Raw genomic sequence first — 13,939 nt, 5'->3', positions numbered from 1 at the left:
AGAGCCGCGACGGTGGGGCGCATGGAACCAGGCGAAGACCGTCCAGTGACGGACGACGGAGTGTGCGATGACACTGCTGGGATTGTTGGCCATCGGCGTATGCCTGCGGATCGCGATCAGTGATCTGTATGCCCGTCGGGTGCCCAACGCCTGGCTGATCGCCGCTTGCGTGATCGCCACCGTGGTGATCGTCTTCGGCCAGTTCAGTGCGCCGCGCCAGCCGTGGCTGCCCCACGTTGCCGGCGCGGCGCTCGGCCTGTTGGCGCTGCTGCCGTTCTATGCCCTGCGCTGGATGGGCGCCGGCGACGTGAAGTTCTTTGCCGTGCTGGGGCTGATGCTGGGCTGGCAGGCGCTGCTGCCGGTCTGGCTGGTCGCCAGCCTCGCCGCCGGGTTGCACGCCGTGCTGGTGCTGGCGGGCCGGCGCCTGGGCGTGTTGCTGCCCGGCCAGCTGCAGATGCAGGTGAATCGCACCAGCACGCAGTGGCACGCGCATCCGGCCCTGCGCGACATGCAGGCCGCACGCCAGGGACGACGTCGCATTCCCTATGCCGCCTACCTCGCACTCGCCGCCATCGGCTGGGTGCTGGCAAGCATCTACGGAGGTGCACCATGAACATCCGCAGCCCGCGCCGGCAACGCGGCGTCGCCAGCATCGAGTTCGCCCTGATGCTGATGCTCGGCCTGTTGCCGCTGCTGCTGTTCACCTTCTCCGGGGTGATGATCATGGCAGCGCAGCAGACCCTGGCCACCGCCTCGGCCGAAGGTGCGCGCGCCTCGCTGCGCTACGGCACCGCCGGCGAACGGCGCACCGCCGCCTGCGTCGCCGCACGCACCTCGATGCAATGGCTGCTGCAGTTCTCCAAGCAGAACGTGGACTGCAGCGCGGGGGGCAGCAATGCCATCGTGGTGTCCGCGCAGGCGCCCTGCGCCGGCCTGGCCACGGCCCAGTGCATGACCGTGACAGTCAGCTACGACTACGCCAGCCATCCCTTCCTGCCCGGCACCGCCACGCTCTACAAGTGGGTGATGCAGGCTCCCATCCGCAGCGTCGCGGTCGCCCAGCTCGATCTCGGCAGCGGCAACTGATGACCGGTATTTTGGAGACGGTTCCATGCTCAAGTTGACCCGCATCGCTGCCGTCGCCCTGATCGGCCTGGCCGTGCTGCTGGCGCTGATCGCCTTCATGATCGGGCGCAAACCGGCCGCACCGGTCACGGCCGCGCCGATCGCGCACAACGAAGTGCAGGCCATCACGGTGGTGGAAGCCGTGGCGCGCCTGCCCGCGGGCGAGCCGATCAGCGCCAACGACCTGCGCCTGGCCCAGCGCACCTCCCCCGTCGCCGGTGCCGCCACCAGCATCGCCGCCGTGGTCGGCAAGGTGCCGGTGCAGGACATCGCCGAAGGCAGCCCGATCAGCAGCAGCGCATTGGCACAGGGCTTCTCGCTGCAGCTGCGGCCGGGCGAGCGCGCACTGGCCGTGCCCGTGGACGAACTGGTTGGTGCCGGCAACCGCATCCTTCCCGGTGACTTCGTCGACGTCTTCCTCAACCTGCGCAATGCCCAGCCCGGCATCAACAGCCCCGCCGAAGCCGCGCAGACGCGCCTGCTGCTGTCGCGCCTGCGCGTGCTGAGCTATGGGCAGCAGGACATCGCGCCGGTCGCCTCGGAAGCCACCTCCAATAGCGAGGCCGACACCCGCAACGACCCGCGCGCGGCCGACATCACCGGCAGTGGCGGCAGCCACAGCAGCAATGAAGCCCCGCAACCCGCGCGCAGCGCGGTGCTGGCGGTACCGGTGGCCGACGCCAATCGACTGCTGCTGGGTGCGCAGCAGGGCAAGCTGTTCCTGGCGCTGCGCAATCCCGCTGATACGGGCCTGCCCGACCTCGCACTGTTCCCTCAGTCGCGCGGCGTGATCGATCCACTGCGTGGGCTCGACGCAGAGCAGCAGCTGGCACTGCAGCGCCCGGAGAACCACGCCTTCGCCGGTATCGACGGCGACGCGCTGGCCGGCCGCGGCAGTGCCCCGCCACGCAGCAACGCGGATGCACCCGCGCGTGCGCCGGCGCCCCGTCGCAGCGCCCCGCGCGCTTCGGGTATCGAGATCATCCGTGGCGACAGTTCCGCCCCCCGTGGCTCCCTTTGACCTGCATCGAGCGCATCCATGACCGAACGTCGCCGCCGTCCACGCCTTTCTCCCCGCCAGCGGCGGCTGGCCCTGCTGCTGGTGCTGCTGGCACCGGCAACGAGCGTGGCCGCCGATGACCTGGTGCTGCAGGCCCGTGAGCAGCGTCCCTGGAACCTGCCGGCCGACCTGGAACGGGTGGCCATTGCCGACCCCGGCGTTGCCGACATCGTGATGCTGCGCGGCCAGCGCCAGGCGCTGCTGGTGGGCAGGATGCCCGGCACCACCACCCTGCTGCTGTGGCACCGCAAGCAGGCCGAGCCGCAACGGGTGACAGTACGGGTGCAGAGCGCCGTACAGGGTGCGGCCAGCACCGGCGGCAACGATCTGGTGTTCACCCAGCAGGACCAGCAGGGCCTTTTGCAGGGAAGCACTGACAGCGTGCTCTCGCACATGCAGGAACAACGCACGGCGGCGATGGCACTGGGCAAGGAAGGTGCGCTTGCCGATACGTCCACCATCAGCAGCGGCGGTGTGGTCCAGGTCGAGGTCAAGGTGGTCGAGTTTAACAAGACCGCGATGAAGCAGATCGGCATCAACTTCCAGAACCGCAACGGCGGCTTCGCCTACGGCTTCGCGCGGCCCGGCACCGGGTTGCCGGGCAACACCGGCCTGCTGCCCGGCATGAAGGAAGGCAACAGCAGCAACGAGGCCGTCTCGCCGATTTCCTCGGCATTCCGCCTTGTTTTCGGCTCGACCAAGGGGCTGTGGAACGCCGATGTCGAACTGCTGCAGGCCAATGGCATGGCCCGCGTACTGGCCGAGCCGACGCTGGTGGCGCTGTCCGGGCAGAGCGCCAGTTTCCTGGCCGGTGGCGAACTGCCGATCCTGGAACCGCAGGGGCTTGGCACTACCACCATCACCTACAAGCCGTTCGGCATCGGCCTGACCGTGACCCCGACCGTGCTGGCAGCGAACCGCATCGCGCTGAAGGTAGCGCCCGAAGCGAGCGACCTGGACTACAGCAATGCCATTGTGCTCAACAACGTGCAGATTCCCTCGATCACCACCCGCCGCGCCGACACCACCGTCGAGCTGGGTGATGGCGAGAGTTTCGTCATCGGGGGCCTGGTCAGCTCCAACATCGTCTCCAACGTCAGCAAGATTCCGCTGCTGGGCGACCTGCCGATCATCGGCTCGTTCTTCCGCAACTTCGATTACAAGCGCCAGGACAAGGAGCTGGTGATCATCGTCACCCCGCGCCTGGTGCAGCCACTGGCGCGCAACACCGAACTGCCGCTGCCCGGCGAGCGCGAAGCCAGGCCGCATCTCCCCGAGTGGGGTTCCTGGTTGCTGGGTCCGGTCAGCCAGGACCCGGTGCCCGGATTCTCGCGCTGACTCCATGATGCCTGCGATACCACGCCCATGCCCTACGCCACCGCCCAGCCGCTGCATCCGCAAGGACCGCCAATGAACCTGGTCCTGTACGGCATCGACCGCGAACTGCTGCCCCGGCTGGCCGCCAAGCTGCCGCCGAGCACCGCCCTGCATTGGCAGGACAGCAACGCCCCCACCTCCGCCCAGGACCTGCAACGCGGCCCGCAGAGCCTGGTGCTGCTCGACTTCCGGCCCGAGCATGCGGCCGCCTCGAGCGTGCTGGCGCAGCAGCTGCAGCAGACCCAACCGGACCTGCCGCTGGTGGCCGTGGGCGCCACCAGCGCCGGCCAGGTCGAAGGCGTGGTGATCGCGCTGCGCGCCGGCCTGCGCGATGTACTGGACCTGGACAGTGACGACGCAGGCATCGAGGCGGCCTTGCGGCGCGCCCTGTCTCCGCGCCCGGCAGCGGTTGCCCAGCACGCACACAAGGCACGCCTGATCGTGCTGCTGGGTGTGCGCGCCGGCGTCGGCACCAGCACCCTGGCCGCACATCTTTCGGTGCTGGCGCAGCAGACGCGCGCCCTGGCCCAGGGCGAAGCCGTGCAGCAGGACGGCCTGCTGATGGAGCTGGCGCAGCCCTCCGGCGACCTCGCGCTGTACCTCAATCTCGACAGCCGCTTCCACTACGAAGACGCGCTGCGCAATGCCAGCCGCATCGATGCCACCCTCGCCCGCACGGCCATGGCGCGCCATGACTCCGGGCTGGTGCTGCTGGATCGTGCCAGTGGCAGCGATGCCGTCCCGCCCTCGGATCCTGGCGCGCTGCTGCAGCGCCTGCGCGGCGTGTTCGCCAGCGTGCTGTGCGATGCCGGCGGCTGCCCGTTGCGGCAGCTTCCGCCCCTGTTGCTGGACCAGGCCGACGAGATCTGGCTGGTCACCGATGCCTCGATCGCCACGCTGGTTTCTCTGGACCAGGCCCTGAAGCACCTGGCGGGCCAGCGTGAGCGCGAGAAGCGCCTGCAACTGGTGATCAACCGCCACGATGACAGCAGCGGCATGAGCCCGGAACAGATCGCACGCCGCTTCGAAGTACCGCTGCTGGCGACGCTGCCCGAACGACCGCGCGTGCGCCTGGCCGCCAGCCAGGGACACCTGCTGCTGCAGGATGCCCCGCGCGACCCCTATCTGCGTGCCCTCGCCCCGCTCGTGTCGCGCCTGGATCCGGCCGCCTGCCCGGTCCAGCCGCATGGCCTGCGGGAAAGACTCTCCCTTGCCCTGGGTGGATCGCAATGGAAGACAAGGTAACCCCGTTCCCGCACGCCGTTGCCCGCCCGGTACTGCCCGAATCTGCCCCGGGCCACCTGCCGTTCGCGCAGACCGAGCAGTACCAGAAGGTGCTGTCGGCCGCGCATGAGCATCTGCTCAACAGCATCGAGGACGAGCGCATCGACATCGATTCCTGGGCCCCGGACACCATCGCCCGCTGGGTGCAGGTGCAGACCGTGGGCTTCATCCAGGAATGGCGCATCCCGATCAACGAAGAAGAGATGCAGGTCGTCGCCGAGGGACTGGTCAAGGAGCTGACCGGTTTCGGCCCGCTGGACGACCTGCTCCACGACCCCTCCATCGAAGACATCCTGATCAACGGCTTCAAGGACGTGCACGTTTCGCAGGGCGGACAGCTCAAGCGCGCCACCCAGCGCTTCACCGATGACACCCACCTGCTGCGCATCCTGCGCCGCATCCTCGCCCCGCTCGGCCGCCGGCTGGATGATTCCAATCCGATGGTCGACGCGCGCCTGCCCAACGGTGGCCGCCTCAACGCGATCATCTCGCCGCTGGCGGTGGACGGACCGATGGTGTCCATCCGCAAGTTCCGCAAGGACCCGTTCACCCCCGACGAACTGCTCGCCAAGGGCACCTTCGACGCACCGATGCAGGCACTGCTGAAGGCGATGGTGCTGGGGCGCTGCAACATCCTGGTCTCCGGCGGCACCAGCTCGGGCAAGACCTCGCTGCTCAATGCCCTGGCCAGCTACGTGCCGGCCGATGAGCGCGTCATCACCGTGGAGGACACCGCCGAGCTTTCGCTGAACCATCCGCACGTGGTGCGCCTGGAGAGCCGCATCGGCGGCGCCGAGGGCCAGGGCGCGGTCAGCATCCGCGACCTGGTGCGCAACAGCCTGCGCATGCGCCCGGACCGCATCGTGGTCGGCGAAGTGCGCGGCGCTGAAGTGCTGGAAATGCTGCAGGCGATGAACACCGGCCACGACGGATCGATGGCCACCATCCACGCCAACACGCCGCGCGACTGCCTGTACCGCATCGAGATGCTGGCCGGGTTTGCCGGCTTCCAGGGCAGCGAAGACAGCCTGCGCCGGCAGATCGCCAGCGCCATTGATTTCATCGTGCAGATCTCGCGACTGGGCAGCGGGCGCCGGGTGCTGGTCTCGATCACCGAGATCACCGGGGTCAGCGACAACCTGATCACCACCCAGGAGATGTTCCGCCACGAGGTGCAGATCGGTGGCACCGGCCGCGAGACCGACCGCTGGATCGGCCTGGGCTTCCATCCGCATTCGCACAAGCTGGAGCCGTTCCGCCAGCAGCTGCGCGAATCACTCTACGGGGACTTCTGAACATGGGCACCGGCCTGCTGCTGGGCGTGTTGAGCATCATCTCGGTGCTGCTGGCGCTGGCCGTCTGGCTGTGGGGTACCGCCAGCAGCCGTGAACAGCGCCAGGCCTCGCTGCAGCACACCGAGCAGCAGCTGGCACGCGGCAGCACGGCCGGTGCGGTGCCGGCCGGGCCTGCCGTTGTGGCGGCGAACGATTCGGCCCGCCCCGCCAGCAGTGGGAGCCGCGCATTACCCTGGGATGGCGTCCTGCAGCGCGCCGGCCTGCAGCCGGGCTGGAAGCTGCCACTGATGCTGCTGGTACCGGGACTGGTGCTTGCGGTCGTGGCGGCGGTGCGGCTGGGCACGGCCTGGATGTTTCCGCTGACCCTTCTGCTGTACCTGCTGGGCTGCTGGCTGTGGGTGATGCGCCGGATCACGAAACTGCGCGCGCAGCTGCTGCACCAGATGCCGGACTTCCTCGACAACCTGGTCCGCCTCACCGCGCTGGGCAACAGCCTGCAGGCCGCGTTCCAGGTGTCTTCGATGCAGACCAGCGCGCCACTGCGCGGCCTGCTGGACACCACGGTGCGCTATGCGCGCAGCGGCATGGAGCTGGATCGTGCATTGAGCCTGGCCGCACAGCCGTACCGGATGGACGTGCTGAAGGTGCTGGCGGTGGTGATCGGGGTGAGCGTGCGCATCGGCGGGCGCGCCGACCAGATCCTGCAGCGCATGGGTGATTTCATGCGCGACCTGGAGCAGGCCCAGCAGGAGCTGGCCGCCACCACCTCGGAAACCCGCATGTCGGCCTGGGTATTGGGGCTGCTGCCACCGGCCAGTGCGGTGCTGATGGCGATCTCCAGCCCGGCGTTCTTCCAGCCGGTGCTGCATGACCCGCTCGGCCACAGGATCCTGCTGATCGCACTGGGCCTGGAACTGCTCGGGGCGTTGCTGCTGTACCGCCTGGCCAAATCGCTATGACCGCCCGCAGCTACCCGCGAGGTTCCCGATGAGCGCCAGCGCCTGGTTCGCCCTTTCGCTGCTGGTGCTGGCAGCGGGCGTCGCCCTGCTCGGCATTGCCGGCTGGGTGCGCAGCCATCGCGAGCACCGCACCTCGGCCGCGCTGAAGACCGCCCTGCAGCCGCGCGAGGAAGCCCGCGACACCGAGGCCACGCGCCGCGACTCGCTGGGCTGGCTCGAGCGCTTCGGGCGCTCGCTCAGTGGTGGCCGCCTGGAGGCCGCGCTGCTGGCCAACGAGGACAGGCTGCTGCTGGACCTGGCCGGCTGGAACACGCGCCGCGGCACCGCCATCTATCTCGGCCTGCGCCTGTTGCTTGCGCTGCTGGTGCTGGCGCTGGCGCTGGCGTTCAGCAGCGCGCACGGTATGGCCAGGGTGATGGTGGTGATCGGTGCGCTGGCGGCCGGGCTGCTGCTGCCCAAGTTCGTGCTGTCGTCGTGGGTCAAGCGCCGCCGCCGCGCGGTCGAGAACGAACTGCCCTTGCTGATCGACCTGCTGCGCCTGCTGCAGGGCGTGGGCTTCAGCATGGACCAGAGCCTGCAGACGCTGGGCGACAAGCTGCGCGATGCGTTGCCGGTACTGGGCGGCGAACTGCAGGAAGCCAACGTGGCCTACACCCACGGCCGCACCCGCGCGCAGTCACTGCGGCGCTTGAGCGAGGTCTACGCCGATGACGACCTGGCCAGCCTGATGCAGCTGATCCTGCAGGTGCATGCGCACGGCAGCGCCGTGCAGGAACCGCTGCGCCAGTTCAGCATCCGCCTGCGCGAGCAGCGCCGCAACACGTTGAAGGAAAAGGTCGGCAAGCTCTCGGTGAAGATGACCGTGGTGATGATGCTGACCCTGTTGCCGGCACTGATGCTGGTGCTTGCCGGTCCAGCGCTGGTCGCGCTGGCCACCACCATGTCCAAGATGGGATCGCCCTGATGCCTGCCCTGCGCCCCCCCTGCCTGCTGCTTGCCGTCGCCCTCGCCACCCTGGCCAGTGGCTGCGCATCGACCACGCCGAAGTACGTGCGGGCGCCCAGCCTTGCGCCGCCGGAGCCCGATCCGCAGGACAGCCGCAACACCTATCTGGAGCTGATCGAGCGCATGCAGCAGCAGGGCGCCTGGTATGCCTCGCTCGCCCACGTGGAGGCCTTCCGCCAACGCTATGGTGATCGCCCCGCCCTGCGCCTGCTGCAGGCCGACGCCCTGCGCGAGACTGGCCAGAGCGACGCAGCGGTCGCGCTGTATCGCGAGCTGTCCAGCGGGCCGCAGGCCGCTGCGGCCGCCCACGGCCTGGGCCTGATCGCTGCACGCCGCGATGACGACGCCGGCAGCGAACAGGCGCTGGCGCGCGCCACGCAACTGCAGCCCTTGAACACCGACTACCTGGGCGACCTGGGTTATGCGCGGCTGCGCGCCGGCCAGTTCGACCAGGCGCGCGAGCCGCTGGCCAAGGCCCTGGAACTGTCGCCAGGCAACGCCAAGGCCACGGCTAATCTCGCACTGTGGGCGCTCCTGCGCGGCGACCAGGCCACCGCGGAGCGCCTGGCGGCACAGGCCAACCTCAACGACGAAACGCGCCGCAGCATCCAGCAGCAGGCCCAGCAGATCCGCACGCGCCTGCAGCAGCGGCAGGCGGCGGCCGCCGTCAACGCCCCTGCGCCTGCGTCCGCGGCCAGCAGCGAACACGGCGCCCGTGCGTCGGGCAGCACCCGGCTGGCAGCCGAACCACGCCGCGAAGCACGTGACGAGCGCGATCCGCAGCGCCTGCCACCGTCGATGCTGGAACGCTTCAGCACCACCGAACACCCGACCGGAAGCACACCATGACTGCGATGCGCCTGACCCGACGCCTGTTGCCCGTGCTGTCCTGCCTGCTTGCTGCCGGTGCCGTGCAGGCCCAGCAACAGCCATTGACCGGACAGATGCTAGGTGGCCCCTTGCCGTCGGCACCGGCCGCAGCACCGATGCAGGCCGAGCCGCTTCCCACCGTGGAGCTGGCCGCACCCGCCGCATCCGCGGCGGTGGCAGCGGTGGCAGCGGTGCCACCGGCACTCCCCGCAACCGACGGTGCCCCGCCGGCAACACCGCGTGCGCGCCTGCAGAGCGGCGAAGCCACCCGCAACCTGTTCCGCCTGCAGGCGTCGGGACAGCAGGCCGGCCAGCGCCTGCCGATCCTGGGTGACCAGGCCACCCTGAGTTATGCGCGTTACCTGAAGAGCTTTGAACACGAGATCCCGGACTTCTTTGAGACCGATGTTGCCCGGTCCAAGGATGCCTCCTCCTCCGGACGCTGAGGTAGGCCATGAAACGCCCACGCCAGTTCAGTTTCGGCCGCGCACGCGGCGGCATGTCGGTCACCATGATGCTGGTCATGCTGGCCTTGCTGGCGATGCTGGGCCTGATCGAGATCGGCTATCTGTTCTGGGCCAAGCGCGATGCGCAGAAGGTTGCCGATCTGGCCGCACTGGCCGGCGCGCAGCGACTGGAGTTGTGCAGCGCGGACAACAGCGACAACAGCGCCGCCCGGCAAAGCGCACTGGCCCAGAACAGGTTCGCAGGCACCTTGCAGGTCCGCTGCGGCAACTGGAGTGCCAGCCGCGGTACCAGCAACCGTTTCGTCACCAGCGTTGATGCCAGCAACCCGCGCAATGCGGTGCAGGTGATCGCCGAGCGCAGCGTGCTGCCCTTCTTCGGCCAGAACACCAGCCTGCCGACCGTCAGCGTGCAGGCGGTCGCCCGCCGCTCGGAGCCCACGGCGGTGTTCGCGGTGGGCTCGCAGCTGCTGCGTACCAATGGCGATTCCGTACTGCTGTCGACCCTGCGCCTGGTCGGCCTGGATGTCAGCAATGCCACGGTGCTGTCCTATGACGGTCTGGCGCAGGCCAACGTCACCCCATCCGGCCTGCTGAAGGCACTCAACATCCCGGTGAGCGCCAACCTCAGCGTGGCCGATTTCAACCGCCTGCTGTCGGTCAACAAGATCTCGCTGGCGCAACTGGTCGATGCCACCGCCACCGTGGTCGGCCGTGACTCGACGGTGGGCGTGCAGCTGCGCGCCCTGTCCGACCTGGTCGCCACCCAGCTGGACATCAACAAGCTCAACATCGTGCTCGGCAGCCAGGCCGGCGGCGGCGGGCTGTTCGCGGAAGTTGTCTCACCCGACGGCACCGTCGGCAGCGCACTGGAATCGAAGATCAACGTGCTCAACCTGATCAGCACCGCCATCTCCATCGCCAACGATGGCAACGGCGTGACGATCAAGGGGCTGGACCTGCTGGGCATCAACATCCAGGGCGGCGTGGTCGAGCCGCCGTCGATCGCCATCGGCGGCGTCGGCACCCGCGCCTACAATGCGCAGGTGCGGCTGATGGTGGACGTGGACAGCAACAACCTGTTCGCGCTTGGGCCGCTGCTGAACCTGCTCGGCACGCGCCTGCACCTGCCGCTGCACGTCGACGTGGCCAACGGCATGGGTACCCTGACCGGCATCCAGTGCGGCGGCAGTCCCCCCAAGGCCACCATCCAGGTCGATTCATCGGTGCTGCGTGCCTGCGTCGGCAACGTCGACCCCGCACAGCGATTCTCCAAGGCCAATGTCTGCGACGCCACGCTGCAGAACGAACAGCTGTTGAAGCTGCTGGGCCAGCCGCTGATCAACGACAGGATCACCCTGCCCGCCCTCACCGGCTCACAGAACCTGACCCTGGCTGCGGGCGAGACCGGCTCGACCCGGATCAATCCGCTCGCGATCGGTGACGCAGTGTCGAGCCTGGTCAACGAGCTGCTGCGGGTGCTGTCGGGCATGCTCAGCTCGCCCAAGCAGGGCATGAGTGCCAACGACACGGCCAAGGCGCTGGCCGATCGTTACCTGCAGGCGGCCTTTCCCACTGGCGGACGCTACAACGTCGACCAGGTCATCCCGCTGCTGCGCGATGGCGATCCGGCACGCAACCTCGCCCCGCTGGGCAACTGGACGGTGAAGAATGGCGTCCCCAAGCCCTGCCTGCTGGGCCTGACCACCTGCTGGGAAGACGGTTCGGTGTGGACCGGTTACAGGACGACCGTCACCGGTCAGGGCCTGGGCCTGCTCGATGGCCTGCTCGGCTCGCTGGTCGGCGGCCTGCTGATCAACCGCTGCGACAGCCTGCTCGGCAACCTGATCGACTACAACGGCTGCGTGCGCAACAACCTGGCGTCGTACATCCAGACCGCGCCGGCGGGTTTCCTCGATGGCGCCAGTGGCAGCGGCGTCGCCAACCCGGACGGAAGCGTCAGCTGCAGCGGCCTGCTGTGCACCGTGCTGAAGCCGATCCTGGCCGCACTGCGACCGGTGCTCAACAGTGTCGGCACTCTGCTGACCAACCTGCTGGCCAGCGTGCTGGGCCTGGAACTGGGCCGGACCGACGTCAACGTGCAGTCGATCCAGTGCAGCGCGGCACAGCTGGTCTATTGAAATCGCGCCGTGACCGCCGCCCTTGGCGGCGCCCGCGCCCATGCTAGACTCCCGGCGGGGAACCACCTTCATCTCAACCCACACTCATCCGTGGATGGTCTAGACATGCGAGAAACTTCAGGGGGCGCGGTCTTCGCCCGGCACGCGCGCAACGCAGCAGTGCTGGCCGTGGCCATGATGCTGGTGGCACCGGCGGCGATGGCCGCGCGTGGCGACCGCGAGGCTGCAGCCGAACCGGCGCGCAGCGCGCCGGTGGTGCGCAATACCGTGGACGAGCTCAAGCAGTTGATGGATTCGCGCCAGCTGACCGAGCTGCGCACCACCTACAACGGCAACTACGGCGCCAGCCTGCTGTTCAACGCCAATACCCTGACCTACTACGTCGCCCTGTTCCAGGAGAAGAACTTCTGGCGGGTGATCAAGACCGATGCGGTGGACAACGCCGAACGTGTCTACCGCACCTTCGCGCAGCAGTCCGAGCAGCTGGCCCAGGTCTACATCGACACCACGCGCCTGGAAGCCGGCAAGCGCTACACCGAGCGCCTGGTGGCCTACAACGAAGAACGCCTGCGCACCCTGCAGCAGGAAATGGAACAGCAGCAGGCACAGTCGGCGCAGGTCAGCGCCGCCCTGCAGCAGGCCCAGCAGCAGGCAGTCAGCCTCAGCACCGATGTGCAGAGCACCAACAGCCAGCTGGACGCCCTGCAGCGCCGCATCCAGATCCTGCAGGCCGAACAGGGCAACCCGGAGTTGAGCCTGCCCAAGCCGGACAGCGTGCCCTCGCCGGCACCGGCCGCCACCAGCGACGGCCGCTGAGAGCTGCACTCACGGCATTGCACACGACGGCGCCCCAGTGCGCCGTTGTTGTTTTCGGCGCTTCAGTGCACCACTTCACTGGCAGGCGTCGTAGACTGCGTCATCCAGCTGCCGGCGCTGCACGAAATCCAACCGCCGACGTTTGAGCAGCGCCTGTCCGCGCTGGCGGCGCACACGCTCGCAGGCCGCCGCATCCGTACTGATCGTGATCAATGCGCCCTGCGCCCGGACGGCACGACGCGGGCGACGCGACGGCTTCGATGGCGTGACTGCGGGAACCACCGCCCCACGGGACAATGACTGCTCCGCCGGGACATCCCAGCGCCACGCCGCCCGGCCCTGGCAGGGTGTCTGCTGGTAGACCGGATGCGGTCCATCCACGCATTTGTAGACATTGGTCTGAGCCGGCGCGGCCATCGGCAACAGCAGGCACAACAGCAGGGACCATCGCGTGGCGGGCATCCGGGCATTCCACAGGCGGGCTGCGGACATCCTCGGCGCGCGACTCGGGTCCCGCCAGAGCGATATGCGTCACATCCTCTGCAATCCAGCACAGCGGTGCAAGTCCGTCGCCGGCACCTGCGCTGTACTGCCGAAGGCACCGGCAGCCTGCCGGTGCCTTCCCTCCCTTCCGCCAAGGAACCTGCAATGAGCAACTTCGTCACCGTCGCCGACGGCGCCCGCATCTTCTACAAGGATTGGGGCAACGGCCAGCCGATCGTGTTCGCCCACGGCTGGCCGCTGTCGTCCGATGCCTGGGATCCGCAGATGCTGTTCATGGGCCAGAACGGTTACCGCGTGATCGCCCACGACCGCCGCAGCCACGGCCGTTCCAGCCAGACCTGGGACGGCAACAACATGGACACCTACGCCGACGATCTGGCTGCAGTGATCGAGGCGCTGGACCTGAAGGACGCGATCCTGGTCGGCCATTCCACCGGCGGCGGCGAAGTGGCCCACTACATCGGCCGCCACGGCAGCACGCGCGTGGCCAAGGTGGTGCTGGTCGGCGCCGTGCCGCCGCTGATGCTCAAGACCGCCGGCAACCCGGCCGGCACCCCGCTGGAGGTCTTCGACGGCATCCGCAAGGGCACCGGCGGCGACCGTTCGCAGTTCTTCAAGGACCTGACCACCCCGTTCTTCGGCGCCAACCGCGATGGCAACACGGTCACCCAGGGCATGCGTGATGCGTTCTGGCTGCAGGGCATGCTCGGTGGCGTCAAGGGCCAGTACGACTGCGTGCACGAATTCTCGGAAGTGGATTACACCGAAGACCTGAAGAAGATCGACGTGCCGGCACTGGTCGTGCACGGTGATGACGACCAGATCGTCCCGTTCGATGCCTCGGCCAAGCTCTCCTCGCAGATCATCAAGAATGCCGAACTGAAGGTATACGCCGGTGCCCCGCACGGCCTGACCATCACCCACGCCGAGCAGTTCAACGCCGACCTGTTGGCGTTCGCGCGCAGTTGATGCGCCGCGGCGGCACTGTAACGGTGCCGCCGCCCCTTCGATCGCAAAAAGGGGACGGAGGGGATTAAGT

The 13,939-nt window shown here is 68.4% G+C and carries 14 protein-coding genes; 13 read left to right on the top strand and 1 reads right to left on the bottom strand.

The window, feature by feature from the left end; translation table 11 throughout:
- Positions 1-67 precede the first annotated feature (67 nt).
- The 12 genes from J3A72_RS11635 to J3A72_RS11580 all read left to right on the top strand — a co-directional run bounded on the left by J3A72_RS11635 (position 68) and on the right by J3A72_RS11580 (position 12,396).
- Positions 68-613, top strand: a complete 546-nt coding sequence (locus J3A72_RS11635; protein ID WP_075077215.1) for a prepilin peptidase — start codon at positions 68-70, stop codon at positions 611-613.
- A complete protein-coding gene (locus tag J3A72_RS11630; RefSeq protein WP_032962550.1) occupies positions 610-1,086 on the top strand; it encodes a TadE/TadG family type IV pilus assembly protein in 477 nt (158 codons plus the stop codon). Before J3A72_RS11635 ends, J3A72_RS11630 begins: the two co-directional genes overlap by 4 nt.
- Positions 1,087-1,111: 25 nt before the next feature.
- A complete protein-coding gene (gene cpaB / locus J3A72_RS11625; protein WP_075077216.1) occupies positions 1,112-2,146 on the top strand; it encodes a Flp pilus assembly protein CpaB in 1,035 nt (344 codons plus the stop codon).
- Positions 2,147-2,164: 18 nt separating this feature from the next.
- Positions 2,165-3,523: a type II and III secretion system protein family protein gene (locus tag J3A72_RS11620; protein WP_075077217.1), complete on the top strand. Its 1,359-nt coding sequence runs from the start codon at positions 2,165-2,167 to the stop codon at positions 3,521-3,523.
- Positions 3,524-3,550: 27 nt separating this feature from the next.
- Complete coding sequence (locus J3A72_RS11615; RefSeq protein WP_041863560.1) at positions 3,551-4,807, top strand: fimbrial protein; 1,257 nt, start codon at positions 3,551-3,553, stop codon at positions 4,805-4,807.
- Positions 4,792-6,141, top strand: coding sequence for a CpaF family protein (locus tag J3A72_RS11610; RefSeq protein ID WP_075077218.1), 1,350 nt, complete (start codon positions 4,792-4,794; stop codon positions 6,139-6,141). Before J3A72_RS11615 ends, J3A72_RS11610 begins: the two co-directional genes overlap by 16 nt.
- Before the next feature lie 2 nt (positions 6,142-6,143).
- Positions 6,144-7,100 carry a type II secretion system F family protein gene (locus J3A72_RS11605; RefSeq protein ID WP_075077219.1) on the top strand — a complete coding sequence of 319 codons (957 nt, stop codon included), beginning with the start codon at positions 6,144-6,146 and terminating at the stop codon, positions 7,098-7,100.
- A 28-nt stretch (positions 7,101-7,128) separates the two neighbouring features.
- The gene (locus tag J3A72_RS11600; RefSeq protein WP_075077220.1) at positions 7,129-8,064 is read left to right on the top strand and encodes a type II secretion system F family protein; all 936 of its coding nucleotides are present in this window, start codon (positions 7,129-7,131) and stop codon (positions 8,062-8,064) included.
- Complete coding sequence (locus tag J3A72_RS11595; protein WP_075077221.1) at positions 8,064-8,954, top strand: Flp pilus assembly protein TadD; 891 nt, start codon at positions 8,064-8,066, stop codon at positions 8,952-8,954. Before J3A72_RS11600 ends, J3A72_RS11595 begins: the two co-directional genes overlap by 1 nt.
- Positions 8,951-9,421, top strand: coding sequence for a DUF3613 domain-containing protein (locus J3A72_RS11590; protein WP_075077222.1), 471 nt, complete (start codon positions 8,951-8,953; stop codon positions 9,419-9,421). Before J3A72_RS11595 ends, J3A72_RS11590 begins: the two co-directional genes overlap by 4 nt.
- A gap of 8 nt (positions 9,422-9,429) precedes the next feature.
- Complete coding sequence (locus J3A72_RS11585) at positions 9,430-11,580, top strand: TadG family pilus assembly protein (protein WP_075077223.1); 2,151 nt, start codon at positions 9,430-9,432, stop codon at positions 11,578-11,580.
- Positions 11,581-11,685: 105 nt separating this feature from the next.
- On the top strand, positions 11,686-12,396 hold the full coding sequence (locus J3A72_RS11580; RefSeq protein ID WP_014647465.1) for a DUF2968 domain-containing protein: 711 nt from the start codon (positions 11,686-11,688) through the stop codon (positions 12,394-12,396).
- 75 nt (positions 12,397-12,471) lie between these two features.
- Here J3A72_RS11580 and J3A72_RS11575 read toward each other — a convergent pair whose 3' ends face one another.
- Complete coding sequence (locus J3A72_RS11575) at positions 12,472-12,858, bottom strand: hypothetical protein (RefSeq protein ID WP_014647466.1); 387 nt, start codon at positions 12,856-12,858, stop codon at positions 12,472-12,474.
- A gap of 186 nt (positions 12,859-13,044) precedes the next feature.
- On the opposite strand from J3A72_RS11575, the gene J3A72_RS11570 reads away from it, so the two are divergent.
- Positions 13,045-13,869, top strand: a complete 825-nt coding sequence (locus J3A72_RS11570) for an alpha/beta hydrolase (RefSeq protein WP_014647467.1) — start codon at positions 13,045-13,047, stop codon at positions 13,867-13,869.
- Positions 13,870-13,939 lie beyond the last annotated feature (70 nt).

This window comes from Stenotrophomonas sp. PvP093, from assembly GCF_017876915.1.
GTDB lineage: Bacteria > Pseudomonadota > Gammaproteobacteria > Xanthomonadales > Xanthomonadaceae > Stenotrophomonas > Stenotrophomonas muris.
The sequence above is the reverse complement of the archived record's forward strand: the minus strand, read 5'-3'. Positions and strand labels throughout refer to the sequence as shown.

Excerpts from the sequence above, each read along its gene's own strand:
- J3A72_RS11620 (WP_075077217.1), top strand. The coding sequence starts at position 2,165 with ATGACCGAACGTCGCCGCCGTCCACGCCTTTCTCCCCGCCAGCGGCGG.
- J3A72_RS11615 (WP_041863560.1), top strand. The coding sequence starts at position 3,551 with ATGCCCTACGCCACCGCCCAGCCGCTGCATCCGCAAGGACCGCCAATG.
- J3A72_RS11575 (WP_014647466.1), bottom strand. The coding sequence starts at position 12,858 with ATGCCCGCCACGCGATGGTCCCTGCTGTTGTGCCTGCTGTTGCCGATG.
- J3A72_RS11630 (WP_032962550.1), top strand. The coding sequence starts at position 610 with ATGAACATCCGCAGCCCGCGCCGGCAACGCGGCGTCGCCAGCATCGAG.
- J3A72_RS11585 (WP_075077223.1), top strand. The coding sequence starts at position 9,430 with ATGAAACGCCCACGCCAGTTCAGTTTCGGCCGCGCACGCGGCGGCATG.
- J3A72_RS11595 (WP_075077221.1), top strand. The coding sequence starts at position 8,064 with ATGCCTGCCCTGCGCCCCCCCTGCCTGCTGCTTGCCGTCGCCCTCGCC.
- J3A72_RS11600 (WP_075077220.1), top strand. The coding sequence starts at position 7,129 with ATGAGCGCCAGCGCCTGGTTCGCCCTTTCGCTGCTGGTGCTGGCAGCG.
- J3A72_RS11635 (WP_075077215.1), top strand. The coding sequence starts at position 68 with ATGACACTGCTGGGATTGTTGGCCATCGGCGTATGCCTGCGGATCGCG.
- J3A72_RS11580 (WP_014647465.1), top strand. The coding sequence starts at position 11,686 with ATGCGAGAAACTTCAGGGGGCGCGGTCTTCGCCCGGCACGCGCGCAAC.
- J3A72_RS11610 (WP_075077218.1), top strand. The coding sequence starts at position 4,792 with ATGGAAGACAAGGTAACCCCGTTCCCGCACGCCGTTGCCCGCCCGGTA.
- J3A72_RS11570 (WP_014647467.1), top strand. The coding sequence starts at position 13,045 with ATGAGCAACTTCGTCACCGTCGCCGACGGCGCCCGCATCTTCTACAAG.
- J3A72_RS11590 (WP_075077222.1), top strand. The coding sequence starts at position 8,951 with ATGACTGCGATGCGCCTGACCCGACGCCTGTTGCCCGTGCTGTCCTGC.
- cpaB (WP_075077216.1), top strand. The coding sequence starts at position 1,112 with ATGCTCAAGTTGACCCGCATCGCTGCCGTCGCCCTGATCGGCCTGGCC.
- J3A72_RS11605 (WP_075077219.1), top strand. The coding sequence starts at position 6,144 with ATGGGCACCGGCCTGCTGCTGGGCGTGTTGAGCATCATCTCGGTGCTG.